At 49.6% G+C, this 25,614-nt stretch carries 25 protein-coding genes and 1 pseudogene; 12 read left to right on the forward strand and 14 right to left on the reverse strand.

The window, feature by feature from the left end; genetic code table 11:
* Nucleotides 1–24: 24 nt before the first annotated feature.
* Entirely contained in the window at nucleotides 25–1,428 is a 1,404-nt protein-coding gene (locus AADEFJLK_RS01610; RefSeq protein ID WP_103973081.1) for an ethanolamine ammonia-lyase subunit EutB, read from the forward strand.
* Complete coding sequence (gene eutC / locus AADEFJLK_RS01615) at nucleotides 1,415–2,218, forward strand: ethanolamine ammonia-lyase subunit EutC (protein WP_103973082.1); 804 nt, start codon at nucleotides 1,415–1,417, stop codon at nucleotides 2,216–2,218. The genes AADEFJLK_RS01610 and eutC overlap by 14 nt, the downstream gene beginning before the upstream one ends.
* A gap of 108 nt (nucleotides 2,219–2,326) precedes the next feature.
* Here eutC and AADEFJLK_RS01620 read toward each other — a convergent pair whose 3' ends face one another.
* Together AADEFJLK_RS01620 and lpxC are read right to left on the reverse strand one after the other, a co-directional pair.
* Complete coding sequence (locus AADEFJLK_RS01620) at nucleotides 2,327–3,076, reverse strand: hypothetical protein (protein ID WP_088621530.1); 750 nt, start codon at nucleotides 3,074–3,076, stop codon at nucleotides 2,327–2,329.
* A gap of 821 nt (nucleotides 3,077–3,897) precedes the next feature.
* Complete coding sequence (lpxC, locus tag AADEFJLK_RS01625; RefSeq protein WP_088618735.1) at nucleotides 3,898–4,821, reverse strand: UDP-3-O-acyl-N-acetylglucosamine deacetylase; 924 nt, start codon at nucleotides 4,819–4,821, stop codon at nucleotides 3,898–3,900.
* 285 nt (nucleotides 4,822–5,106) lie between these two features.
* Here lpxC and zapE point away from each other — a divergent pair, with 285 nt between their 5' ends.
* Nucleotides 5,107–6,264 carry a cell division protein ZapE gene (gene zapE / locus AADEFJLK_RS01630; RefSeq protein ID WP_088618736.1) on the forward strand — a complete coding sequence of 386 codons (1,158 nt, stop codon included), beginning with the start codon at nucleotides 5,107–5,109 and terminating at the stop codon, nucleotides 6,262–6,264.
* On the opposite strand, the gene AADEFJLK_RS01635 is transcribed toward zapE, so the two are convergent.
* Entirely contained in the window at nucleotides 6,261–7,109 is an 849-nt protein-coding gene (locus AADEFJLK_RS01635; RefSeq protein ID WP_103973083.1) for a GNAT family N-acetyltransferase, read from the reverse strand. The two genes, zapE and AADEFJLK_RS01635, sit on opposite strands and share 4 nt — an antisense overlap.
* Before the next feature lie 158 nt (nucleotides 7,110–7,267).
* Between AADEFJLK_RS01635 and AADEFJLK_RS01640 the strand changes: the two genes are divergently transcribed.
* The 6 genes from AADEFJLK_RS01640 to mtgA all read left to right on the forward strand — a co-directional run bounded on the left by AADEFJLK_RS01640 (nucleotide 7,268) and on the right by mtgA (nucleotide 13,141).
* Complete coding sequence (locus tag AADEFJLK_RS01640; protein ID WP_103973589.1) at nucleotides 7,268–7,927, forward strand: TetR/AcrR family transcriptional regulator; 660 nt, start codon at nucleotides 7,268–7,270, stop codon at nucleotides 7,925–7,927.
* Nucleotides 7,924–9,084, forward strand: coding sequence for an ABC transporter permease (locus AADEFJLK_RS01645; protein WP_103973084.1), 1,161 nt, complete (start codon nucleotides 7,924–7,926; stop codon nucleotides 9,082–9,084). Before AADEFJLK_RS01640 ends, AADEFJLK_RS01645 begins: the two co-directional genes overlap by 4 nt.
* Nucleotides 9,085–9,101: 17 nt before the next feature.
* Complete coding sequence (locus AADEFJLK_RS01650) at nucleotides 9,102–9,812, forward strand: ABC transporter ATP-binding protein (protein WP_103973085.1); 711 nt, start codon at nucleotides 9,102–9,104, stop codon at nucleotides 9,810–9,812.
* 111 nt (nucleotides 9,813–9,923) lie between these two features.
* On the forward strand, nucleotides 9,924–10,886 hold the full coding sequence (locus tag AADEFJLK_RS01655; RefSeq protein WP_088618741.1) for an efflux RND transporter periplasmic adaptor subunit: 963 nt from the start codon (nucleotides 9,924–9,926) through the stop codon (nucleotides 10,884–10,886).
* 5 nt (nucleotides 10,887–10,891) lie between these two features.
* Nucleotides 10,892–12,412 carry an efflux transporter outer membrane subunit gene (locus tag AADEFJLK_RS01660; protein ID WP_103973086.1) on the forward strand — a complete coding sequence of 507 codons (1,521 nt, stop codon included), beginning with the start codon at nucleotides 10,892–10,894 and terminating at the stop codon, nucleotides 12,410–12,412.
* 18 nt (nucleotides 12,413–12,430) lie between these two features.
* Nucleotides 12,431–13,141 (forward strand): monofunctional biosynthetic peptidoglycan transglycosylase, encoded by a 711-nt coding sequence (gene mtgA / locus AADEFJLK_RS01665; protein WP_170065009.1) that lies wholly within the window; start codon nucleotides 12,431–12,433, stop codon nucleotides 13,139–13,141.
* Between the two features lie 34 nt (nucleotides 13,142–13,175).
* Here the strand turns inward: mtgA and AADEFJLK_RS01670 are convergent, their stop codons facing one another.
* The 3 genes from AADEFJLK_RS01670 to AADEFJLK_RS01680 all read right to left on the reverse strand — a co-directional run bounded on the left by AADEFJLK_RS01670 (nucleotide 13,176) and on the right by AADEFJLK_RS01680 (nucleotide 15,789).
* Nucleotides 13,176–13,790, reverse strand: a complete 615-nt coding sequence (locus AADEFJLK_RS01670) for a hypothetical protein (RefSeq protein WP_103973087.1) — start codon at nucleotides 13,788–13,790, stop codon at nucleotides 13,176–13,178.
* A 212-nt stretch (nucleotides 13,791–14,002) separates the two neighbouring features.
* Entirely contained in the window at nucleotides 14,003–14,851 is an 849-nt protein-coding gene (locus tag AADEFJLK_RS01675; protein WP_249027953.1) for a sterol desaturase family protein, read from the reverse strand.
* An 86-nt stretch (nucleotides 14,852–14,937) separates the two neighbouring features.
* Nucleotides 14,938–15,789 carry a PEP-CTERM sorting domain-containing protein gene (locus AADEFJLK_RS01680; RefSeq protein ID WP_088618744.1) on the reverse strand — a complete coding sequence of 284 codons (852 nt, stop codon included), beginning with the start codon at nucleotides 15,787–15,789 and terminating at the stop codon, nucleotides 14,938–14,940.
* Between the two features lie 400 nt (nucleotides 15,790–16,189).
* Between AADEFJLK_RS01680 and AADEFJLK_RS01685 the strand changes: the two genes are divergently transcribed.
* Nucleotides 16,190–16,792 carry a nitroreductase family protein gene (locus AADEFJLK_RS01685; RefSeq protein ID WP_088618745.1) on the forward strand — a complete coding sequence of 201 codons (603 nt, stop codon included), beginning with the start codon at nucleotides 16,190–16,192 and terminating at the stop codon, nucleotides 16,790–16,792.
* Between the two features lie 138 nt (nucleotides 16,793–16,930).
* Here the strand turns inward: AADEFJLK_RS01685 and cobT are convergent, their stop codons facing one another.
* From cobT to AADEFJLK_RS01700, 4 genes and pseudogenes are all read right to left on the reverse strand, one after another.
* Nucleotides 16,931–17,971: a nicotinate-nucleotide--dimethylbenzimidazole phosphoribosyltransferase gene (gene cobT / locus AADEFJLK_RS24965; RefSeq protein ID WP_211299153.1), complete on the reverse strand. Its 1,041-nt coding sequence runs from the start codon at nucleotides 17,969–17,971 to the stop codon at nucleotides 16,931–16,933.
* Between the two features lie 3 nt (nucleotides 17,972–17,974).
* Nucleotides 17,975–18,622 (reverse strand): annotated as a pseudogene (gene bluB, locus AADEFJLK_RS24970) (5,6-dimethylbenzimidazole synthase); the annotation flags it as partial.
* A 32-nt stretch (nucleotides 18,623–18,654) separates the two neighbouring features.
* Entirely contained in the window at nucleotides 18,655–19,512 is an 858-nt protein-coding gene (locus AADEFJLK_RS01695) for a quinoprotein dehydrogenase-associated putative ABC transporter substrate-binding protein (protein ID WP_088618748.1), read from the reverse strand.
* Between the two features lie 17 nt (nucleotides 19,513–19,529).
* Complete coding sequence (locus AADEFJLK_RS01700) at nucleotides 19,530–19,811, reverse strand: hypothetical protein (protein WP_232463780.1); 282 nt, start codon at nucleotides 19,809–19,811, stop codon at nucleotides 19,530–19,532.
* Nucleotides 19,812–20,059: 248 nt separating this feature from the next.
* Here AADEFJLK_RS01700 and AADEFJLK_RS01705 point away from each other — a divergent pair, with 248 nt between their 5' ends.
* Both AADEFJLK_RS01705 and AADEFJLK_RS01710 read left to right on the forward strand, forming a co-directional pair.
* Nucleotides 20,060–21,346 (forward strand): AAA family ATPase, encoded by a 1,287-nt coding sequence (locus AADEFJLK_RS01705; protein ID WP_103973089.1) that lies wholly within the window; start codon nucleotides 20,060–20,062, stop codon nucleotides 21,344–21,346.
* On the forward strand, nucleotides 21,346–21,765 hold the full coding sequence (locus tag AADEFJLK_RS01710; protein WP_103973090.1) for a hypothetical protein: 420 nt from the start codon (nucleotides 21,346–21,348) through the stop codon (nucleotides 21,763–21,765). Before AADEFJLK_RS01705 ends, AADEFJLK_RS01710 begins: the two co-directional genes overlap by 1 nt.
* Nucleotides 21,766–21,768: 3 nt before the next feature.
* Here the strand turns inward: AADEFJLK_RS01710 and AADEFJLK_RS01715 are convergent, their stop codons facing one another.
* The 4 genes from AADEFJLK_RS01715 to AADEFJLK_RS01730 all read right to left on the reverse strand — a co-directional run bounded on the left by AADEFJLK_RS01715 (nucleotide 21,769) and on the right by AADEFJLK_RS01730 (nucleotide 25,393).
* Nucleotides 21,769–23,064 (reverse strand): MATE family efflux transporter, encoded by a 1,296-nt coding sequence (locus tag AADEFJLK_RS01715; protein ID WP_103973091.1) that lies wholly within the window; start codon nucleotides 23,062–23,064, stop codon nucleotides 21,769–21,771.
* 150 nt (nucleotides 23,065–23,214) lie between these two features.
* Complete coding sequence (locus AADEFJLK_RS01720) at nucleotides 23,215–24,384, reverse strand: YncE family protein (RefSeq protein WP_088618751.1); 1,170 nt, start codon at nucleotides 24,382–24,384, stop codon at nucleotides 23,215–23,217.
* 78 nt (nucleotides 24,385–24,462) lie between these two features.
* A complete protein-coding gene (locus AADEFJLK_RS01725) occupies nucleotides 24,463–24,738 on the reverse strand; it encodes a DUF4242 domain-containing protein (RefSeq protein WP_088618752.1) in 276 nt (91 codons plus the stop codon).
* Nucleotides 24,739–24,796: 58 nt separating this feature from the next.
* Entirely contained in the window at nucleotides 24,797–25,393 is a 597-nt protein-coding gene (locus tag AADEFJLK_RS01730) for a TetR/AcrR family transcriptional regulator (protein ID WP_103973092.1), read from the reverse strand.
* Nucleotides 25,394–25,614 lie beyond the last annotated feature (221 nt).

The following is a 25,614-nucleotide window of genomic DNA, read 5'->3' on the forward strand; positions in this document are numbered from 1 at the left end:
GCTGGCTTAAGCTTAGGATGGCCGATGCGTTATAAGATACAAACGGCAAACCTGTCTTATGATTTTAAATCCTTGCGCAACCTGATGGCGAAAGCCACGCCGCCGCGTTCCGGTGATTATTTGGCCGGCGTAGCGGCAGTTAACCATCTGGAGCGGGTGGCGGCGCAATGGGTGTTGGCGGACGTGCCGTTAAAGCAGTTTTTAAACGAAGCCTTAGTGCCATATGAACAGGACGAAGTGACGCGCCTGATTATCGACAGCCATAACGCGTCGGCTTTCGCGCCAGTCAGTCATTTAACGGTCGGGGATTTCCGCAATTGGTTGCTGTCAGAACAAGCGACAACCAAGGCGTTAACCGCCCTCGCCCCTGGCCTGACCCCTGAGATGGTCGCGGCAGTATCAAAAATCATGCGGATTCAGGATTTGATTCTGGTGGCGAAAAAATGCCGTGTAGTTACCCGTTTCCGTGGCACTATCGGCTTGGCTGACCGCCTGTCTACGCGCTTACAGCCCAATCACCCGACCGATAATGCCGCCGGAGTGGCCGCCAGCCTGTTAGACGGGTTGCTGTACGGCTGCGGCGATGCGGTGATCGGCATCAACCCGGCCTCGGATAATTTGCAGGCCACCACGCGCTTACTGCATTTGCTGAATGATGTTATTGAGCGTTATCAAATCCCCACCCAAGCCTGCGTCTTGGCGCATGTCACCACGACGTTAAACGCTATGGCGCAAGGTACGCCAGTCGATTTGGTGTTCCAATCCATTGCGGGTACTGAAAAAGCCAATGACAGTTTCGGCATCAATCTAACCCTGCTCGATGAAGCCCATCAAGCCGCTTTGGCGTTACAGCGCGGCACAGTCGGCACTAACTGCATGTATTTTGAAACTGGCCAAGGCAGCGCCTTATCCGCCAATGCCCATTTAGGCCTAGACCAACAAACTTGTGAAGCGCGGGCTTATGCGGTGGCGCGGCGTTTTCAGCCTTTATTGGTCAATACCGTAGTCGGCTTTATCGGCCCCGAATACCTGTATGACGGTAAGCAGATTATCCGTGCGGGTTTGGAAGACCATTTCTGCGGCAAACTGTTAGGCCTGCCGATGGGCTGCGATGTTTGCTATACCAATCACGCCGAAGCGGATCAAGACGATATGGACATACTGCTGACCCAGTTCGCGGTGGCGGGCGGCACATTTATCATGGGTGTGCCGGGGGCGGATGATGTCATGCTCAATTATCAGTCTACATCTTTCCATGACGCGTTGTATTTACGGCAGGTGTTAGACCTGCGCCCTGCCCCCGAATTTGAGCAATGGCTGCAAAACCAACAGATTTTTACTGGCGATAACCGTCTGCCTAATCACCGCGATATCCCCGCGCTGTTTAAACCCACTTTAGAAAAACTCGGCGGCTATGGCAGTGAATAAACCCGAACAACCCATAGCCACGCCAGACCCATGGCAGACCTTACGCGAGTTTACCCCGGCGCGTATCGGCCTAGGCCGTGCGGGTATGAGCCTGCCCACCCAAGCCAGCTTAGATTTTCAGCTAGCCCATGCCTTAGCGCGTGATGCAGTCAATATCCCTTTAGATTTTACCCATCTGGCCGAGGCTTTGGCGGCGCGGGGCTTAGCATCGTTGACCTTGGCAAGCCAAGCGGACAACCAGCGCCTGTATTTACAGCGTCCTGATTTAGGGCGTTTATTGGCGGAGTCGGCAGCAGAGACGTTACGCCGCCACGCCACTCACCAAGCCGACGCCGTCATTGTGGTGGCGGATGGTTTATCGTCAAAAGCCATTGCCTGTCATGCGGAAAATTTTTTAGCCCTGCTGTTGCCGGCCTTGCAAAGCTATGCCCTACCCCCGGTGTGTCTGGTCAGGCATGGTCGGGTCGCTATCGGCGATGCCATCGCCGAGCAGTTTGCCGCCCGATTATGTATCCTCTTAATCGGCGAACGCCCCGGCCTAAGTTCGCCGGACAGTATGGGAATTTATTTCACCTATCGCCCCCGTGCCGGTATCAGTACCGATGCCGACCGCAATTGCATTTCCAACATCCATCACAATGGCTTAAGCTACGCACAAGCCGTGCAAAAGTTGTTGTTTTTAATCAAAGAAGCGGAGCAGCGCCAGCTTTCTGGGGTGGAATTAAAAGACGGGACGGTCGAGGCGGTGCTGGACAACCAGCAAGCGTCAGGGTGTTTTTTATTGGGGTGACGAACAGACACTCACTTGGGCGGCTTATAAACAAAGCCCCCTCCTGAGGGATTGGAGGGGGCCATATATTTCATTGGGTCGCTTAAGCTTGCCAATTTTTACACAAACTTAAGTCAATGAGACAAACACCACAGAAACGCCTGTATAATTTACGCCAGTATCTGGGAATCTCATATCGTAAATTAAAGCGCCGCTTGCCGTATAGTTATACAGATTGTTTGCCGATGCCAAATAGACATTGCCTGACTTACCGGCAGCTATGCTGCTTATGCTAAACCCTGTATTGCAGTAGGACAACTGATTCAAATTCAGATCGCGTACAGTGAACCCTAACTGGGAACCGTTGTAGGAAGCATAAACTTTATCGCCAAGAACGGTCACATCGGTATAGTTTATCGTGTTAATGGGGAAGACCATATCGTAAATCAGCGCCCCATTTGTTCCATAATGGTAGATATGGTTTCCGGAAGCCAGATAAAGGTCATTATTCGTTCCGGCGGCGATGCCGCTGGTAACAAATGGTGTGGCAAACCATGAAAGCTGGTTAAGGTTCAAATCACGGACGGTCACGCCCACTTGTGAGCCGGAATACGAAGCATAAACATGGTCTACGGTGACGGTAATGCTTGTATAATTGATTCCCGCATCTGGAAAAGTCATCGTGTTAATCAAAGTGCCATCTGCTTTGTAATGGTAAATACGATTGGCCGAGGTCAGATATAAATCACCGTTCGCCCCTGCCGCGATGCTGTTGATATTAAAGCCAGTGTTACAAAAAGACAATTGGTTTAAGTTTAAGTCGCGTACGGTAAAGCCTTTTTGTGAGCCATTGTATGATGCATATACATTGTTAGTCATTTTAAACGCCTTTGAAAAAGTTAAACGCATTGCAGGTCATTATTTTTATAATCACCCAAGAAAACATTACCCCTATTATAGGTAATGCGGAAGGTGCATCCATGCCTGTACGCCATATAAACTTTTGTGTTTCAAAGCCAGTTTAAAGGCGCACTCATTCATAAAAGTCATTGAAATTTAATTCTTTTGACCAATAAAGTTAATAAAAACTCCGTTTTATTTAAAAAACTGATAAAGCTTAAAGCTTTATAAGCTAAAGTCGGTTTTAATTATTAAAAAATCATATATCCGAAAGATAAATTTAATGAGTTGTTTTAGTCTAAGTTAAAAAACTATTAAATGAAATTAACTATTACTATTAAAAATAGTCAATATTTAACAAATGACGCGCCTACGGCAATAAGCAACTGATATTTAAAGCTAAAATATTTATTGTCGGCATGATTAAAAACGGTTTTTTTATGAATAACCATCTAAATCAAGCAACGGAAAGATGCAAGCCACTGACTCCTTCGCTTAGCAAAGCCAAGGATAAACAGTAAAAATGCAAAGTGGCGGGTATTAACAGCTAGCGCAAGAATAACCTCGCTAACTTTTTTGGGGACACAAGCAAAAGACGCGGCTCGCGTAGCTGTGCCAGATATAATCTGGCGATCGCTCCGAGAAGCCTATTTTTGGCGTGGTTAAAAACCATAAAGGTTATGGTCTTGTGGCTTGTAGAATAGGGGGGTTAGCCAGCGTGAACGGGATATTAACCCGTTCCGTGACTTATTATTAGTGAAGAGAGGGGGGAGATTAGCACTTACACTAATGTAAGGCTTTTATGACTCAGGGCGTTGCGATTGCGCGGAACGCATAAAAGAAATCGGCGCATCATTTTCGTTATCGAACGTGACCATTTCCCAAGCGTCTTTCTCTTCAAGCAATTTACGCAATAATTTGTTATTCAAACCATGGCCGGACTTATGGCCGGTAAAGCCGCCAATCAGGCTATAACCCAGTAAGTACAGGTCGCCGATGGCATCAAGAATCTTATGTTTGACGAATTCGTCAGCACAACGCAGGCCTTCTTCATTGAGGATTTTATAGTCATCGACAACAATGGCGTTATCTAAACTGCCGCCCAATGCCAGATTGTTTTGCCGTAACATATCAATGTCTTTCATAAAGCCAAAGGTTCTGGCACGGCTGACTTCCTTGACGAAGGTGGTGGACGAGAAGTCCATTGTCGCCGTTTTGACATGTTCTTCAAAAGCAGGATGTTCAAAATCAATGGTAAACGTGACTTTAAAGCCGTCGAAGGGATCAAAAGCGGCCCATTTATCGCCGTCTTCAACCAGCACCCGACGTTTGATGCGGATATATTGTTTAGGGCACTCCTGCTCTTCAACCCCGGCAGATTGCAATAAAAACACAAAAGGCCCGGCACTGCCGTCCATAATCGGCACTTCGGCGGCACTGACATCAATCATGGCATTATCAATACCCAAACCCGCAAATGCGGACAATAAATGCTCAACTGTGGAGATTTTCACCCGCCCCGCAACCAACGTGGTCGACAGCACTGTTTCACCAACATTATTGGGCGATGCTTGGATAGTGACGGGGTCCGCAAGGTCGACACGGCGGAATCTGATGCCCGTATTCGCTTCGGCAGGACGTAAGGTCAGATAGACTTTTTCGCCGCTGTGCAAGCCGACACCCGTGGCCCGAATAGTATTTTTTAACGTACGCTGTTTGATCATAAACTCATTAACTCCGAATGAAAGGAGCAAAAACCGTGAATATTATCACAATTTGTTAAGAAGGAAGCATGTTAACGCCAAGCATTACAGCGCATAAAGGCATTAATATGATTTGGATAGTGACTATTTACAGCCAGCAATAGGTACCGATAGTTTGGCGTAGCGATTAATGCTACTCTTACTGCCGCTCTTAGTGCTATTTTTGATGTTAACTCTTGATTGACCATTTCATTAAAGAAAAGCTTCAACCCATAAAGAGCTGACTTTACTATTTTTTACGGAATTATGCTAAAACATTTTTTTCAGCCCCGCCCTACCCTGCCTCCCGATCCTGCGCCTGAGTTAGCAGGCTTATTAGCGGGCAGATATGCACAGCAAGTTGTGCAAAAACAACTCCGGCAAGACCCCGCCCAACTCCAAACGTTGCAAGTTTTGCAAATCTTGTTGGAGGAATTGGCGGCGCAGGAGGGCGGCAAGCAGCGGCCTTGCCGGAGCGTATACATTTATGGTGATGTCGGGCGCGGCAAATCCATGCTAATGGCATTGTTTTACGAAGCCTGCCCCATTACCCAAAAACGTCGGGTACATTTTAATACCTTCATGCAGGAAGTTCACACATTTATCTATAAATGGCGGCAACAAAACCAAACTGACGCGATTTCCGCCTTGGCGCAAAATATCCGCAGCTCGGTGCGGCTATTGTGTTTTGACGAGTTCCATGTCACCGATATTGCCGATGCCATGATTTTAGGGCGTTTGTTCGGTAAGCTGTTTGAACTGGGGCTGGTGGTGGTGATCACTTCCAACCGTCACCCTAATGACCTTTATCAAGGCGGCCTACAGCGCGAGCAATTTTTATTTTTCATTAGCATTTTAGAAAAAGCCGCGCATATTATAGAGCTGTCTGCCGAGCAAGACTACCGTTTAGGCCATGGCAGTGCGCAACAGGTCACTTATTATTGCCCGCTTAGCGAAGTGCCGGGCGAACGGACTGAGCAGATGCGCCAATTTGTTTGGCAAACCTATCGGGAATTATCGGAAGGGGCCTTGTTACAGCCGGATTTTGTCACCGTCTTAGGCCGTGAAATCCAACTAAAAGCCACCTATCAGGATATTCTGTTCACCTCATTTGACGAACTGTGCGCCCAAGCCCTCAGCGCCGCCGATTATCTGGCGATGGCCGGACGCTTTAACATCGTCATGATGGTCGGCATCCCTCAACTGTCCGCCGAAAAGCGCAACGAAGCCAAGCGTTTTATGACCTTAATCGATGTGTTATATGAGCATACCATCAAGCTGATTTGCAGCGCCCAAGTCCCTGCCCCTGAACTGTACACCGAAGGCGACGGCGCGTTTGAGTTTAAGCGCACCGTCTCCAGGCTGATTGAAATGCAATCGGACAGCTATTGCCAACGTGCCGACGCGTTGCGCCAAAACCGTTAACCCAGCTCAAGGCTGGTCACGGCAAAGAGCTTGCCGATAGCAACATTGGGCGGGGATTGCGTGTACATCCGCGCCGTTTCAAAAACCGGCTGCATGGCACGGTCAGCCGCTAAGGCTAAAGCCTCGCGGTTAGGTTCGGGGATGTCCATAAAAAAAGGGCTACCTTCGGGCAAGGTCGCCACTAAGGCCGTTAATAACGCTTCGGCAACGTTGGCCGTATCCGCCAGCAGCGGCCCTAGCCGATAACCGCCATGGCAAGCACGGATGACCCCAAAACCTTGCAGCCGCCCTTCCCTTACCACCGCCAAGGCCGTGCCGTGGGTTTGGTTTAGCCAAGCCTTTAAAAACTCTGGCCTAGGCGCTGGAAACAAGGTACTGTCATACGCCAATAATTCCGCAAACGGCACACTGGCCGCTGCCCTGATGCCATTATCTGAGCTGGCGGCCTCCACCGTACTTAAGCCTTGATAACGGACATGCCGATAGGCGCTGTGAAAACCCGATTTCTGATAATTGCCCTGTTGGGCTACTACCCCGTCCAAGCCTATATTACCGCCTTGTAAATAAGCCATGGCCGTTTGCCAAAGCTGCATACCAAAACCCTGCCCACGGTAGTCTGGCTTGACGATATACAGCCCGATAAAGCCGTACTCTGGGCTATATTTCACTCCCGAAATGCTGCCTATCGGCTCGCCATCCAATAAGCCGAGAAAAAACCCTTGCGGGTCGGTCGGGTAAAAATACCCGGCATCTGCCACCCCAGGCCGCCAGCCTTCTTGCCCTGCCCAGCCCAAAACCGTTGTCAGCTCCGTTGAGCCCATTGTACGGATCAGATATTCAGCCATTTTTTTAACCTCTTATGTAAATGTGGGTAGGGTTTACTATGCTTAGCTTTTCGCTTGCTTTCAAGCTTTAATTAGGGAAATTGGCACACTCTTGCATTGCCACCTACAGCATTTTCTTATACAATCATTTCAAACAACTGTTTAATACTGCCGTTTACATGTTAGAGACCCGCTCAGCAACCAAGCCAGAATTAGCCATTAACCGCTTATTGCAAATTGCCGTGGAAGTGTTTGCCGAGCAGGGCTACCGTGACGCGACCGTGCGCGAAATTTGTACCCGCGCCAATGTCAATGTGGCGGCAGTTAATTATTATTTCCGCAGCAAGGAAGGCTTGTATACGGAAGCATTGGTTTTTGCCTTTACCGAACTGAACAAACTCTACCCTTACCAAGCTGCCGAGGATGTCGGTTTGCCGCCTGAGCAACGCCTAAACCTATTTATCCAACATTTTCTCAATAAATTATTGGATGACAGCCATTTGGGTATACCGGGCAAACTGATTAGCCGGGAAATTGCCGAGCCGACCAAAGCCTTGGATATCATCATCGCCAAGGCGATTATTCCGCAATGTGCGTTGCTGGAAGAGATTATCTTAGTATTGTTAGGTGGACAGGCCGATAAAATGCTCTTGCAACGGTGTGTGATGAGCATTTTAGGGCAATGTCTGATGTTTAAGCATTCGCGGTCGATTATTGACCGCCTGTTTCCTGAAGCAATTGCCGGCCCCGCCGCCATACAAGCAAGCAGCCAGCATATCGCCGCGTTTTCTCTAGCGGCGCTCCAGCAATTAAAGCCCGCCGCCGAGTGTCCGTTATGAATCATATCGCCTTAAAAATGCTGATGGGAGATAAAGGCAAATATCTAGGGATTGTCATGGGGCTGACGTTTGCCTCACTGATTATGACTCAGCAGCCAGCCATTTTCATCGGCCTGATGGCACGTTCTTACAGCTTTATTTCTGATGTCGGTTTGCCCGACATTTGGGTGATGGATCCCAAAGTGCAGTTTATTGACGACATTAAGCCCATGCAGGAAACCGAACTGTACCGGGTGCGCGGCATCACTGGCGTGGAATGGGCAATGCCCTTGTATAAGGGCTTATTAAAAGCCCGTCTCACTGACGGGGCGTTTCAGACTTGTAATGTCGTTGGCTTGGACGATACCACACTGATCGGCGGCCCGGCGGTGATGTTGGAAGGTAAGTTGAGCGATTTGCGCCGCAGTGATGCAGTAATTATCGACATTGACGGTGCGAGTGAAAAGCTGGCGAAACCGGCGGCAACCCCAGACGGTAAGAAAACACCGCTGAAAGTGGGTGATAGCCTAGAATTAAATGACCGCCGTGCCATCGTGGTCGGTTTGGCAAAAGTGACCCGCACCTTCCAGTCACAGCCTGTCATTTACACCACTTATTCACGGGCTAAATCCTACGCGCCTGTAGAGCGAAAAATGCTCTCGTTTGTTTTGGTAAAAGCCAAACCCGGCCAAGATAAAGCAGAATTGGTCAAACGCATAGTGGCCATCACAGGCTTGGAGGCCTATACCCAAGATGATTTTAAAAAATTGACCTATTCCTATTTTCTGAAAAATACGGGCATTCCGATTAACTTTGGCATCACCATCGCTTTAGGCTTTATCGTCGGCACGGCTATCGCCGGGCAAACGTTTTACAACTTCACCCTGGAAAATTTGCGCCAATTTGGGGTATTAAAAGCCATGGGGGCAAGCAACAGCACCCTCTTGCGGATGATCTTACTGCAAGCCGTGGTGGTGGGCAGTATTGGCTATGGTTTAGGGGTCGGCATCGCCGCCTTATTCGGCTTTTTGATGCGCCATAGCATTTTGGCTTTTAAGATGCCTTGGCAATTGCTGGTGTTTAGCGGCGGCGGGGTCGGGCTGATTTGCGTCATGGTCGCCCTCATCAGCATCATGAAAGTCATCCGTTTAGAACCCGCCATTGTTTTTAAGAGCTAAACCTTGGGAATCCCGTCATGAACGCCACGCCGTTAGCTATCCGTTGCCGTGATATTGTTAAGACCTACGACACAGGCGGCCAAGTGGTAACTGCGCTCAACGGTGTGAATTTGGATATTAACATGGGCGAACTGATGATGTTGGTCGGCCCTTCAGGTTGCGGAAAAACGACCCTCATCTCCATTATTGCCGGTATTCTTGACCAAACATCGGGTGACTGTGAATTGTTTGGCGAGAACTTGTTGACCTTACGCAGTAAGGACAAATTACGGTTCCGCGCCGAAAATATAGGCTTTGTCTTCCAAGCTTATAATTTGCTGCCCGCCCTGAATGCCGCCGAAAATGTCTCGGTGCCGTTAATTATCAACGGGGTAAAGCGTGGTGAGGCCGAGCGCCGGGCGGCGCAAATGTTGGAAAAAGTGGGCTTGGGCGAACGGACAATGTCCTTACCTGCGCAACTGTCCGGTGGCCAGCAGCAACGGGTCGCCATCGCCCGCGCTTTAATACACAGCCCGCGTCTGATTGTCTGCGACGAACCTACCAGTGCCTTGGATCACGAAAGCGGCCAGAATGTCATGAACTTGCTAAAAGCCGTAGCCCTCGATCAGCAGCGGGTTTTGGTGATTGTGACCCATGATGCGCGGATTTTTAATTTTGCCGACCGTATCGCCGAAATGGACGACGGGCATATTGTCAACGTGGCGCATTCCGCCGCTGAGCTGAAATAACCCCACGTCCGTACCGCAGATTTTTAAACCCTCATGTCGGTGCGGTTCTAAACGTAATTAGGCTTTAACGTAAGGGTACGCCAGACGTATCCCACCCTATCCAGAGGCGTTATGAAAATCAGACATGTCTTGCCGGTACTCGCCAGTGCCGGATTTATTTTTGCCATTTATACCGTCATCAGCGGTAGCCAACCCATGCCCGTGGCCGCTGCCGTGGCCGAACCCGCTTCCGCGCCGTTCCAAAGCTTTATTGCCGGAGCCGGGATCATCGAAGCCAAAAGCCAAAACATCGCTATCGGCACACCGCTGTCGGGTATCGTCAACGTGGTCACCGTCAAGGTCGGCGATAAGGTCAAAGCGGGTGCGGTGTTGTTTTATCTGGATGACCGTGAAGCAAAAGCCACCCAAGCGGTCAGACACGCCGATCTTGCCAAAGCCCAAGCCGAAGTCAATGTCGCGCTCGCTAACGTCAATGATAGCCAAGCGCTGAGCCGCTTAGCCGAAGCAGTCACCGACAAGCGGGCGATCAGCGGCGAAGAGTTGCTGAAACGGCAGAACACGCTGTTAATCGCCAAAGCTCAGCTAGAGAGCGCCAAAGCGGCAGTACAGCAAATGGCGGCGGCTCTGGCGGATAGCCAAACCACCTTAGACAGGCTGGTGATACGCGCCCCTGTTGACGGCGAAGTGTTGCAAATCAATCTGCGGCCAGGTGAATTTGCCCAAGCGGGCGGCGGTAATGCCTTGCTGGTGTTGGGTAATTTAGACCAACTCCATGTCCGGGTCGATATTGACGAAAATGACGCGTGGCGTTTCGATAAAAGCCGTCCGGCGGTGGCGTATTTACGCGGCAACCGCGATTTTAAATTTCCCCTGCAATTGGCTTATGTCGAGCCGTTCGTCGTGCCGAAAAAATCCCTCACCGGCGACAGCACCGAGCGGGTCGACACCCGCGTGTTACAAGCCTTGTATAGCTTTGACCGTAAGCAGTTTTCAGTGTATGTCGGCCAGCAAATGGATGTGTTTATCGAAGCACAAGCCTTTGCCGAGCCCAACACCCCCAAAACGGGAGGCTAGCAGCGATGAAGCCCTCCTTCTTAGTGTGCCTGAGTATGACGCTGAGCGCGTGTACGGCGGTAGGCCCCGATTATAAGCCCCCGACCGTTAGCACCCCCAAGCAATGGCAAGGTATGGCCGCGCCAACGGCAGCACAAGCCAAGCAAGCGGACGCATGGTGGCAAACTTTTCGCGACCCGCAACTCAATCAACTGATTAATGAGGCCATTACCGCCAATTTAGACGTAAGGAAAGCCTTGATGCGTGTTAAAGATGTCCGCGCCCAGCGCGTGGCCATTTATGCCTCGGCGTTGCCGAGCATGACCGCCAGAAGCAATATCAGCCGCCGCTTAAACAATACCTCTAGCGGCTCGTCAGCGGCGGGCGGCAGTAGTGCGGGCGGCGGTTTTGGCATCGGCAACCAACTGATTGACATTTTCCAGACCGGCTTTGATGCCCAATGGGAACTGGATTTTTTTGGCGGTGTCAGGCGGGCGGCGGAAGCGGCGGATGCGACGGTAGACAGCGAAATCGAAAACAGCCGGGACATTTTAGTGACCTTGATTGCCGAAGTCGCCAGAAACTATCTAGAATTACGCGCCAACCAACAATTGTTGGGCATCACCCAAGCTAACGTAACAAGCCAAGCCGATACCTTGGCATTGACGCAAATCCGCCAGCAATCGGGGTTGGCAGACAGTTTGGCAGCCGTCCGCGCTGAGGCGCAACTGGCGACCACCCAAGCGCAACTGCCCAATTATGAAAGCCAAATCCAACAAAAGCTGCACGCGCTCAGCCTGTTATTGGGCAAGCAACCTGCCGCCCTGAATGGCAAGCTGCAACGCCCTGCCCCGCTGCCCAGCGTAGCGGCTACGGTCATCCCCGACTTACCTTCGGAACTGTTAAAACGCCGCCCCGATATTCGCCGTGCCGAACGCTTATTGGCAGTGGCGACCGCCAATATCGGCGTTGCCAAGGCGGAGCTGTACCCTAAGCTGAACCTGACCGCGTTTCTGGGTTTGCAAAATATGAGCGTCAAGGATGTCACGCCTATCGGCAAGTCGTGGTCAACCGCCGCCTCCCTGACCCTGCCGATTTTTAACTGGGGCAATCTGCAAGCCAATGTCAGCAGCAAGCAAGCCTTATCCGAAGAAGCCAAGCTAAGCTATGAAACGGCGGTGCTAACGGCTTTTAAAGACGTTGAAGACGCGCTGATAGCCTACAGTAAAGAACAGCAACGTCACCAGGCCTTAGCGCGTGCCGTGGCGGCTAACCAGTTGGCGGTACAATTGGCGACCGAACGCTACCAAAAAGGCCTGACGGCTTTTACGGAGGTGTTGGACAGCCAACAAGCGCTCTACCAAACCCAAAGCAGCCAAGCCGAAAGTAACCTGATGGTTGCCAGCAACTTGGTGGCACTTTATAAAGCTTTAGGAGGGGGGTGGCAAACGCCGGTCAGCACCCCAATGTGCCAAGATTGCAAAAATAGCTGGGCGGAGAGTATTCATCAGGAGGTAAAGGCTTTATTATATAAAAACCAGCCTTAAACCGCCTTTAGTCAGCATTTGTCCACACATCACGATACCCCCATACCGCCGCGATGGCCGATTAGCGTTATCTTACGCAATCTGCTGTTATTCTTCCTCTTATCGTCTATCGGTTTATGCACTCTGCTCCGTTGGTTGCCGCCCCCGACATCAGGGATGATGCTCTATCGGCACGGCGAAGACTTGTTGGCGGCGGGCATATTCCAAGCCATTGATTACCGTTGGACGAGTCTGGACAATATCGCCAGTGCCGCACCGTTAGCCGCCATTGCCAGCGAAGACCAGAACTTTTTTCAACATAACGGCTTCGACCTTGCGTCTATTGAAGCCTCGCTTGAGGTTTATAATCATGGCGGCAAACTGCGCGGGGCCAGCACCATCTCCCAGCAAGTCGCTAAGAATCTGTTCCTGACCCCCTCGAAAAATGTCGTCCGCAAAGGCTTGGAAGTTTGGTTCACGTTATTGCTGGAAATGCTCTGGGATAAGCAACGGATTTTGGAGGTGTATCTGAACATCGCCGAATTTGGCGACCATATTTTCGGCATTGAAGCGGCCAGCCAACATTATTTTGGCATTCCCGCCAAACAATTAAGCCGCCAACAAGCGGCCTTGTTGGCGGCAACCTTACCTAACCCGATTAAGTTTAGGGCGACCCAGCCATCGGCGTATTTGCTCAAACGCCAGCAATGGATACTGCGGCAAATGCAGAACTTAGGGGAATTGCCATGATTGGAAAGCTTTCAGGGCGAGCCCCAGTTTCTTGTTACTTAGGCACGGTATCGGGTGAGCTGTCCACCAAACGCGCACTGTACACAATCGGGCTAAGGACTTCGGTGCTGGCACGCACCAACTCCAATTGCACAAAGTAAGCGTTGTTATGGAAGTCGAAGCTAGCATCAAAGGTCACATAACCTTCAGTACGCCCTACAGTGCTATTCGTGTTGCTATTAAAGATTGCCAAAGTGCTGGTCGCGCCAGTGGCGCGTTTAACCTGAATGAGTCTGGCAACGACTGAAGCAGCGGTTTTTTGCAAATCCGGATCCATATAACCGATAATCAAGGTGTTCCATTTGGGGTTGACATTCGCGTCTAAAGGATTATCGACATTACAACGGCCTACCAGCGGAAAAACCCCGCCTTTACGGTTAGGGGTACTCACCGCACTGCCAAGATAATAAAAGTCGGCATAATTAAACGCATACTGCTTTAAACCGCTTTCATCCACCGCACAGGTTGACGCGAGTGTTGTCCAAGGTGAGGGGTCATTCCACTCAATGCGGCCGGCAACATCGGCGGCGGCTTGGCCGCCATAAGTGAAACTGGCTAAAGTTAAAGCCAGAGCGGCAAGTTTGCCGACTTTATTGACTGCTGTTTTCATGATCGTCTACTCCAAGTGCTATTATTAGATGCCCTATAAGGGCTTGCTTCAAATAAGGCCAAGGCGTTACGCAAGATCCTGGGCGGTTTTTGAAGTCAGGTATAGCTTAGGACGATTTTACAAACAAGTGTTATGCGTTATAACCACTATCATTGTGCCGTATTTACCCGACATATGGGTATGATTTTTAGCTAAGCCTTGATATGGCTGGCTCAGCCTTTAGGTTGACCGGATGGCTTGATTTGCCTGTAAAAAGGCTGGAGCATTTGTTTTAACAGACTTGGGGTCATCGGCGTATCAATGCCATAGCGTTTAGGCCAAGCGTCCTTAGGCAAATAATAAGTGCCGAACAACTTGTCCATCCACGGCAACATCGCCGCATAGTTTTTATTAATGACGTGTAGATTGTCTTTCGTGTGATGCCAATGATGAAAAGCTGGCGTAGAGATAAACCATTCCAAGCAGCCAAACCGCCAACGCAGATTGGCATGGATAAAAAACCCCCAAACCGTACCGACTAACGTAACCAGCAAAGGCAATAAATCCACCTGATCGGCAGCCGGTGGTTGCGCCAACCCCAACAAAAACATCGGCACAAAACCGCATAAGCGCGGCAACGCCAAATCTATCGGGTGGGCGCGGGTATTGACCAGCCAATCTATCTGTTCGGCACTGTGGTGGATGGCATGGAAACGCCATAAGAAGGGGATTTCGTGCATCCAACGGTGCCCCCAATAAGTACCGAATTCCCCCACGACCATAGCGGCGGCAAAACGCGCCCATAGCGGTAATTCAGAGACATAGCGGTGCAATTCTACGGGCATCAGATCACGCAGCCACAGCGTGATAAAAGCCATCGGCAGGACTAAGAAAAACTTTGGCAACAAACCGCTTAAAAAAAAGTAACTTAAATCGGTCAACCAAGCTTTGCGGAAAAATGCTTGCCGATGTAAGGGCCAAAGCACCTCTAAAGGTGCAAAGATAACCATAATAATCAGTAGCCAAAGCGATAGCCTGAAAACATCAATGACAAAAGATGGCGCGTTTTGAAGAAAGTCCATAATGAAACGGGAAGGCTATAAACAAAAAAAGCGGCGGCTGTTTTTAAACAGCCGCCGCTTCCATTTTTTTCTGCAATAATGGCTATTTAAGCCCGTTTAAGGCGGCGTTGCCGCATCAATCCAGCGGCTCCCATACCTAAAAAGACTAAAGCCAAACTACCCGGTTCGGGCAATTGTTCCGTAAGGGAAATGCCGTCAAGCAACGAAAAAGGCGGCTGCCCTAAAGGCCCACCCAACGCTAAAAAGCCCAACAGTTGGTTTTGCGCAGTAGCCCTAAACGTCATAGATTGATAAGACCAGCCAGTAAAGCCTTTGCTGGTATTGCTCATCACTTGTGACAAACGGGTGTCGCCGCCGCTGACAACCTGCGTTGAACCGCTATAGGTTTGCCCGTTAGGCAAAGTAATGCTATTGACAGTCGTTAACGAACCGCCAAAAGACACCTGCCACTGGTTGGTCGTGTTACCCGTAAAACCGGTTTGCTGTCCCGCCGCCTGATAAAAACGTAGCTGATACAAATGCCCGACACTCAGCCCAGTTAAGGTTTGGTAAAGTGTGGTCAATTGATAGGCGCCGTCACTGACGATAAATTTACCGCCATCCGGGCTAGACGTAGGGATGGTATTCAGCCCGCCATTGCCTTTATCCCATAACCTAATGCCATTGCTGCCATTAATGCTGGTACCCGCCGTACCGGGAAAAGCCAAAAACGTATAACCGTTACCAGACCCGGCCCCAACAGTCCAACCGGATAAGGCATGGGTACCGCTTTGGAGTAAGGTTGATCCGGTCGCCGTAGTGGTTTCAAAAGAACCATTGTTGACAAACTCGACTTGCCCTGCAAAAGCTGCCGTAGAAACGGATAAAGACAACGCCGCGCATCCTATGGCAAGGAAGCCGCGTAACGCGTGAAGATTTGTGCTAAATGAACAGGCCATTGGTCACTCCAATTAAGTGTGTCACTAAAGATAACTTTCAAATATAAAGCGATCTCGCGGAACAACACCTTAATTCCTACGAGGGCACGGAGGGTACATAAAAAATAACCATTGGTTATGGGCACTATTTTAAATAATTTACAGCATTTTATATACCATTTTTTTTATAAAAACCGTATTTCTGATAAAAACCCATACGCTATATGCAATAAATGGGCTTTTTATTCGCCCTGAAAGACACTGGCCAGTAAAAAAAGTGACAAAATGCGGCACTTGTTGACAAAAATACCGACTATATCCCGTTTTGTTTTCCAGTCTTCATGCCATTAAATGGTAGAATCGCCTTACAGACGCGCTTCTGGCCTTCCATCCCGCTGACCCTCTTTTTAGGAATTTAACTATGCAACTGAAACCTGCCGTAACATCCGTAGATATTCATGACCTTATCGCAAATCGTTGGAGTCCGCGGGCGATGGATCCTAGCAAACCCGTTAGCCATGCTGATTTACTGGCTTTGCTAGAAGCCGCCCGCTGGGCCGCTTCATGCTTCAACGATCAGCCATGGCGGTTTGTCGTTTGCGACAAAAGTACCGACCCGACTGGCTGGGAAGCGGCGTTGGCGACTCTCGTCGAAAAAAACCGCCTTTGGGCGAAAAATGCCCCTGTGCTGATACTGTCAGTGGCCATGGCAAATTTTAACCATAACGGCCAAGCCAACCGCTGGGCCATGTACGATACTGGCGCGGCCAGCGCTACCTTAAGCTTGCAGGCTACCGCCTTAGGCTTGGTGGCACATCAGATGGGCGGGTTTGATGCCGATAAAGCGCGTCATACTTTCGCTTTGCCAGAGGACTGTACGCCAATGGCCATGATGGCAGTAGGCTATCAAGCTGAGGCGGCAAGCTTGGATGACATGTTCCAAGCCGCCGAAGTGGCGGAGCGCTCACGCGCCGAGGTCGGACAACAGTTTTATGCGGGGACGTGGGGCAAAGGTTTTGCCTAAGGGATTTGGTTTGGCATATAGAGTCCAGCGTTAAGCAAACGACAGGCTAAAATTGGTACACACGGTTAGGTAAGCGTACAGTGGCTGAAGACCATTGTACGCCGGGCGGTGTGGCCTCTCCAGCAAAGTGCAATGGCCTTACTGATTAACCCCCGCCTCAGCAAAGGTCGCCATCGTATTTAAAAATAGCACGGCGGATTGCAGTATAGGGTAAGCGATAGCGACCCCGGAGCCTTCGCCCAAACGCATATCCAAATTTAACAGCGCGGTGGCATTAAAATGCGTTAACAAAGCCTGATGGCCTCGCTCGTTGGAGACATGGCTGAACACGCAGTACGCCAATACCGCCGGATAACACTGTGCCGCCACCAACAACGCCGCACTGGCGATAAAGCCGTCCACCATAATCACCATGCCCAATTCGGCGGCTTGCAAGTACGCCCCAACCATCATGGCGATTTCAAAGCCGCCGAACGCCGCCAGAACCTCTAAAGGCGAGTCTGCCGACACGCTCTGATGCCGCGCCAGCACCTGCTCCAACACCGACATTTTATGGCGTAATTGCCCGTCATCCAGACCCGTGCCGCGCCCGACACAATCCGCCAAAGGCAAGCCCGTCAAGCGGTGCATCAGCAAACTGGCCGAAGCCGTATTGCCGATGCCCATCTCACCCAGCCCCAGGCAATTACAGCCCTGGGCATAGCTGGCTTTGACCAATTCCGCGCCTTTTTGCAGTGCCGCGTAACACTCTGCCGTACTCATCGCCGCTTCGGTAAGGCAGTTGCGTGTACCCCTAGCGATTTTGGCGGCAATTAAGCCCGGATATGCCGACAAATCGGCATCCACCCCCGCATCGACAATCCACAGCCCCAAACCGTGTTGCTTGGCAAAGACATTAATCGCCGCCCCGCCGTTAAGGAAATTGGCGACCATTTGCGCGGTAACGCTGGCCGGATACGCGCTCACCCCAGCCGCCGCCAACCCGTGGTCGCCCGCAAAAACGATAATCTGCGGCTTATTTAGCGTCGGCGTTAAGGTGTTTTGGATCAGGCCGATGCGTAAGGCCAACGCCTCCAATTGCCCTAAGGCTCCTAGAGGCTTGGTTTTTTGATCGATTTTTTGCTGTAAGGCGGATGCCAAAGCCGAAGACGGCGGCACGATAGTAAAGTTTAACGGCACGGGGGGGGTATTCCAATAGTTCTCAAAGATCAGTTCGTCAAGATTCTGACGCTCGGCCCAGCCTGCTTGCTGCAACAGCGGCTGCTCATAAAACGTGGCGACATGGCCCAGACATAACACCGCGACCGGATGGCTGTCCTCAGGCATGTCCAGCAGCCCCTTCAGTGCTTCAGGCGCAAACAGCGACACCCAACCCATGCCCAGACCTTCGGCACGCGCTGCCAGCCAAATATTTTGGATAGCGCAGGACACCGAAGCCAAATCCATTTCCGGCAAAGTCCGCCGCCCAAAAACATGCTGTTCGCGCTGTCCGCATAAGGCCGCGACCAACACCTCCGCACACTCCAAAATGCCCTCCACTTTCAGCTTCATAAAGCTGTCTTCACGCTCCTGCAAAGCTTTGGCCGTCAACAGGCGTTCCTGCTCAACCAATTGGTGCAATTGCGCCCTCAGCGCCGGGCAACGGACACGGACAAACCGCCACGGCTGCATAAAGCCCACACTGGGCGCATGGTGGGCGGCCGCCAGCAAACGCTTGAACTGTTCGGGAGCAATCGGGTCGGGCAAAAAATGCCGCATATCACGCCGCTCATAAATCACCCGATAGACGGCGGCAATGTCGGCATCGGAATAGCGGTTATCAGCGGGCAAATGGTTTACCGTTGGGTTGTTCCTGCATGGCCTTAATCATCATCAGCCTTTTTTTGGGGAGCTTTCGGCAAATCTAACAAAGGGATATTATAAGACTCGATAATCTTACGGATATCCGCCGCTTTCGCCTGGATAAGCTTATCTAGCATAGCCTTACGGTCTTTATCGCCGTTACGCACCCCCATCGCCATAGAAAACTCAAATTGGATGCCTTGCGACGAAACCATCGGGATAATGTTGTAACTGTTTTTAGGGCTTTGCGAAATGATATAGCCCGCCAACGGCCCCCAGACAATCACCATATCAATTTTCTTGGCTTTTAAATCCTTATCCAACTGCATGGCGATATTATTGTCCTCATCGCCCGACATCGACTGATACGGGATACCTTGGTCGAGCAAGCCGTTCTTTTGCATCCAAGTCGTGCCGGGGCTGCGGTCAAACATGGCAATCTGCAACTTTTCTTGTCGCTGCAACGGCATCAGCACCAATTGCTTGGTATCGGTAATGTCATCCCAGCCCCGTCCTTTAGCGATTAACAGCACATAAGTCGAACGGTAATAAGGCTGGGTGGTGAGGGTCATGTCCGAACCGTCCGGCACATTCATCACCACATCGCATTTAAACACCTTACTGTCGACTTCCTTATCGTTAACAGGCGCGGTCAAGGTATTGCGGATAAAACCGATACGTTGCGGAAACCAAGTGTACTCTAAAGGCTGGCCCAACTCCTTGGCGAACAGCTCGGCGATTTTGTTTTCAAACCCGTCTTGCTGCTTGCTGGAATACGGCGGGTTGAGCGGGTCGGCGCAGACCTTAAAAGGCTCGGCGGCAGCGGAAAACGTGACGGCGGCCAGACACAGTCCGGCCAAGAGTTTGGTCATATCCATTCGTTAAGTCTCAGATGTCAGTTAGCAATTTCTTCAATAAAGGTGTTTTCGATAGGCACTTGCACATAATGCTTATGCTCATCCCAAAAATAATAATAGCCCTTCTCGCTGGTCGTGACCTTACCGTTTTTAATGACCCAACTTTTTTCCGTAGGGCCATTGGCATAAGTGACGCGATAATTGCCGTCCAGCAACTCCACCACCTTTCTGGATAACTGGTTCTGCTGGTCTTGGGTACAGCCTACCAGCACTAGGGCAAATAACAAGCAACGGCATATAATAGGGGCTATGGTCATCATAATCGCTCTAAAGGGTGAATCGGGTTTGCCGCAATCCTCGTGGAGTCATACACAGTTTACGGTATTGGCAATTTCATGGGCTGGGCATCCGCCTATTCTACACGCAAGCATGGTCTTCTGGGGAGATGGGGTGAAAATATAGGATGATGCTAAAACAAATACGATTCAGTAACGTTTTTACCGCTTAATAAAATAGATTACACTGCTACCACAATAGTCCAAACAAATAGCCTTTTTAGAGAAACCCCATGGAAAGCATAGAAATAAATGGTTTTTTGACCATCGGCCACGCGTGTTTTGAGATAAAGAAAATCAACATCTTAATCGGTGCGCAAGCGCAGGGTAAAAGCGTTATTGCTAAATTGGTGTATTTTTTCAAACACTATTTTTCGGCTATCTTTTTAGAATCTATCGGAAAATTTCAAACCAAAAAAGACATTGAGAAAAAATGCCTAGAACAGTTTGAACAGATTTTCCCGCGTTATTCATGGGCAAACCAAGAGTTTGCTGTTGTTTATAGAAGTGGCGGCTATGATGTATCTATCATAAGAAATAAAGTAGGAAATAAATTCTCCTTAAAGCTAAATTATTGCAAGGAGCTGACAGACCTTCATAGGCAATTGAAAAACGCCGGAAAACCGACTTTATGGGCTGATGAATTTGGCAATTTGCAAGGGACAATAAAAACATGGGACACACTTGATTTTAAAAAAATAAATAATCATAAATTCAATAAGTTACTGGCAATATCAGTATTTATCCCGGCAGGCCGATCTTTTTTCGCTAATCTCCAAAAAAATATTTTTTCTTTTCTTGCCAATAATATCGATATAGACCCTTTTATTAAGGAATTTGGTTTCCGTTATGAAAGTTCCAAACAATATCATATCGCCCATCAGCGTGGTTTATTCCAAGACAGTGATAGAGAAATAAAAATAGCATTACTTATCAGTAATATAATAGCTGGTGAATATGTTTATGCAGATGAACAAGATTGGATTTTAAATAACGGTAAAAAAACTAATCTGGCAAACGCCTCATCTGGTCAACAAGAGTCATTGCCTATGATGCTAATTCTGAAAATATGGTCTGCTATGTTGGGTGCGAATGAACGGGGCAGCTCATCAACATTTTTTATAGAAGAACCCGAAGCGCATTTATTCCCTGTATCACAAAAGCAAATCATCAGCCTAATAGCAACGATTTACAACACCTTCGGCCATAGCTTCTTCATTACCACACATAGCCCTTATATTTTAACGGCGATCAATAACTTGGTCGTAGGTCAAGATGCTTATGACAAAGCCACGGCAAATGGCGATGCCGAACAGCTAAAAAAACTCGCCCACGTCTTGCCTACTGACGAGCTGATCCGTTTGGAAGATGTGTCCGCCTACACGCTCAATAAAGGCAAGCTGGAATCGATTATTGATAGTGAAAATCGGCTAATCGGGGCGAACCTATTGGATGCCGTCTCAGATGAGTTTGATAAGGCCTTCGGTGTGGCGACAGAGATTTTATACGGGGCCGGATAATGGATTATGGCACTTGTGCAAGCCAATCAAGCCATAAAATCATTACCGCCGAAGAAAATGGCCGGAAACTGACGATTAAAAATCCTACCGCACGGTTAATCCGTAGAGTTAAAGTGGATGGCTGTTTAGAAAACATTGCTGGCAAACGTTGCGATTATCTGTTCGAGATTGACGACCCCTCTGCTCAGGTCATTTATCTGGAACTGAAAGGCTGCGATATAGAAAAAGCCTATGCACAATTAGTCGCTACGCTTGAGCTGTTCCAGCCTATACACAAAAATTGTAAAAAAGCTTGCCATATTGTTGCATCCAGAGTCCCTAAAGCTGCCCCTAAAACTCAGCAATTAAACATCCGGCTACAAAAGGCTAAGCAAGCCACTTTACACATCAGTACCCAACAAGCCGTTATTGACGTATAAACCCTAACGTTGCCAGCCCCCAGAGCGCACCGACCAGCCCTTACCCAAGGCCTTAAGGAACGTGGATGCGCCAATCACCCACCAGACCGCCGCCGACCCGTAACCCAAATAAATAGCGAAAAACCAACTGAACGGGATGCGCAAAATATTTAACGGCGCTGACCAGTAAAAGATGGTCGTGGTTTTGCCTGCCCCGCTCAACACGCCTTCGGCTAAAGATTCATAAGCGACAAACAATTGTGCGAAGGCTAGGATTTGCGCATACCGCACCGCTTCGGCCAAGACTTGCGCATCTTTGGTAAACCAGCCGCATAACCACTGCGCCCCGAAGAAAAATATCCCCGTCACCAGCAAACCCGTTAAGGTCAATAATTTAAACCCCAACCGGATGGCCTGTTTGGCTTCGGTCACATCCCCTGCCCCCAGATTACGCCCGACCAGACTGGCGATGCCCATTGAAAAGCCCCAGAAAATCGGCCAAGTGAAGCCTTCTAAGGCCGAAAAACCGATGCCCAAGGCGGCATTAACCGGTGCACCCAAAGGAGAAATCACCCAATGCAGCATCGCCCCGTACACCAGCGAGAACATTAAAATCCCCCAACACATCGGCAAGCCGATTTTGGCGATTTTTAATACCGCGCCATCAAAGCCTAAGTGCCGGAACCGGAACGGGCAACTCCTGCGCAATAACAGCAAGCCGATTAAAGCGGCAAACGCTTGGCTCAGTCCGGTCGCCATAGCGGAGCCGCCAATGCCGTAGCCTAAACGGTAGATACAGACGGGGTTTAGGACAATATTCAGCACGGTGGCGATAATTTGTAACCCTAAGACAATGCGGGTGCGTCCGTAGGCGATAAAAATAGCATCTAAGGTCGGCATTATCGCTTGCGGCAAACAATACGCCGCTTGCCAGCGCAAGAAAATGGTGGCTTGGTCGGCGACCGCGTCCGACAAACCCAGCAAATGCGTGATGGCAGGTGCGAACAGGCCGCTTAAGCCCAAGACCACTGCGCCGATCAGCACCGCTCCCGTCAAGGCGTTACCGATCAGGCGTTGTTGCTCATGCGCCTGTTCTGCCCCCACCGCGCGGGCGACCAACGACAAGGTGCCTGCGGAGATAATCGAGTAAATGGCGTAATAGCCAATCAGGATAAACGTACAGGAAGCAATCGCGGCTTGGGCATCGACCCCCAGCCATTGTACGGCCTGCTGGTCGATGACCCGATAGGCGTTATTGAGCATTGCCGATAAGGCAGTGGGCAAGGTCAGGGCAATGAGTTGGCGGCTACGGATGGTCATGGATTAATTATTCAGAAAGTAGCTGGCAAAAACCAGACGTGATGACAGACAATAAACCGTATTGCAGGGGCTTAGTCAAACGCCCGGCCATTCAGCGGGCATAAAAAAAGCCGCATCAAGCGGCTTTTTGTTTACAGCTTAAGCGCTTTGTTAATGGGCATCATCATGATGCCATTCGGGTAACATGACGATGCAGTTCGGGTTAAAGCCTTGGTTTTTTAAAGTATCAATACTGGTTTTCTTTTCCATTTTCACCAAGTCGATAACGCTGATGGAGCCGTCATCCATATTGGGCAGATTTAAAAAACTGTTTTGTACAAAAGCATAATGCTCGTCGGGCGAAAACACGACGTGGTGCGCCCCACCCGCTGTAGGGATGGATTTTAACAGTTTCGGTTGCGTCGGTTTGCTGATGTCGAAAACGTTCAGCGCCCCTGGATTCGCCGTGGTGACAAACATGCGGTCATGTTTGTGGTTAAAGTAAATCTCTAACGGCACACCTTGTTTAATTGGGCTGAAATCGTAGACTTCACGGAATTTCAAGTCTTTGCTGTCCTTATCCCAAGTACCCGCCCAAATTGTCCCGCCAAACATATTGTTGACATAGACAGTCGCCGGATCAGCACCCGGCAAAAAGACCGCTTCGACAGGCGACACGCCCGAAGGCGAGGGTTTGTCCGACAGCTTATGGGTAGACAACACTTTGCCGCTGCTGGCTTCAATCACGGTGACGGTTTCGCCGGCGTTACCTAAATCGGAAGGTCGCACCGTGCTGGTGACGACGATACGGTCAATATCATCCTGTAAGCCGATGCCGTGCGGATAGCTGATAAAAGCACTTGCCGCGCCAGTTTCAGGGGCGGCGATGGTTTTGATGGCTTGGTCAGTTTGCGCGTCACCGACGATGACATTACTGGAACCCATACAGGTGAGATACCAGAATTTATTGTCCTTGGAAAAGGCGACATCTTCAGCGACTTGGCAATCGGGTACGGCAACCGTTTTTAGGCGGTACGGATATTTTTTCATATCCATGACTTGCAGGGGATTACTGCCTAATGCCGTCAAATAGGCTTTGCTGGCATCTTTATTGTAAAAAATATGGTGTCCGACCAAATCCGGCGGCAAAGGGATGTCCGTCACTATTTTGGCGAAATTGGCGGAGGCGGGATCAACATCAATAATCGCTATGCCTTCCCGTCTGGGGGTAACGTTGGGCTTGCTCTCATAATTGAGCATAGCCAGTATTTCCGCATGTGCTAACGGTGACAGTAACGCCATGCTTAGCAACAAGGATTTTAGAGTATTTGTTGTTTTCATTGTCAACTCTTAAGGTAATGGATGGCGCAATCCGAAACCGGCACGTTTTAGCCAGTGCCGGTTTCGGATAGTGTGTGCTTAGGCTTCAGCAGTGGTCGGGTCGATGATGGTTTTTATTTCCGAGACGCGATTCGCCGGAAAACCGCCTTTTTCGGCATGTTCACGCACGGTATCCGCATCGGGGGCGATGTAAACGCAATAGACCTTATCATCGGTCACATAGCTTTCCAGCCATTGGATTTTCGGCCCCATGTCGCTCAGGACACCGCAAGATTTTTGCGAAATACCTTGTAAATCGGCAGCAGTTAAAGCACCTGCTCCAGGAATATCGCGTTCGATAATATATTTTGGCATCAGTGGATCTCCTCGTTACTAATAAAATGACCAGTCGTCTTGAAATTAAATAATAGCATCAATTCCTAAAATAATCATCCAATAAATTTTCGCAACATTGCTTAAGCGGTACCGAGGATTTATCAATTTTCATGCGCAACAACACGCCTTGCCAAGTGTTGACCAGCAAATCCGCCATTTCCTCTGCCGTCTTATCGGTTCTGACCGTACCTTCCTGCTGGGCTTGGCTTAAGCCCACTTGCAACAAATCGCGGTATTGGTTGACCGCCTGTTGTAGTGAAGCCCTGACCACTTCGCTGGTGTCGCCAATTTCCCCCATTAAATTGCCTAATAGGCAACCGCCTTTAAAGTCGGTTTGCTCAAGCTCGGCAATTAGCTCATCAAAATAGCGTTTAATCGCCGTCAGCGCATCGCAATCGGGATTTTGTAAATGCTCGCTTAATTGCCGGATAAAAGGGGCGATATAATGCTGGGTCACCTCGGCGGCAAAGTTTTCTTTGCTGCCGAAATAATTATAAAAAGACCCTTTGGGGATTTGCACGGCATCGAGAATTTCTTTCAGGCCAGTGCCGTGATAACCCTGACGGGTCAATAAGACCACGCCTTGGCTTAACAAATTATCTTTGTTGATTTGTTTTTGTGTGGGGTGTGACATGGCTTCCTAAACTTTTTAACTGCAATCGCCGCCATTATGCCGCTTCTATTGGGCTTACGTCAGCTAAAATATGCAAGAGTGAAAAGTTACCAAAATAGTTGTTAAGCACTTAATAGATTTTCGCAAAATTCCCCGCTAAGCTAAGGCGAATAGCAAATAGTTGGGCTCTATATGGGTTTCAAGATCTTTTTTGGTTTGGTGGAGTGCAGATTACGCCCTGC

Origin of the sequence: Methylovulum psychrotolerans, assembly GCF_002923755.1 — a bacterium.
Lineage (GTDB): Bacteria > Pseudomonadota > Gammaproteobacteria > Methylococcales > Methylomonadaceae > Methylovulum > Methylovulum psychrotolerans.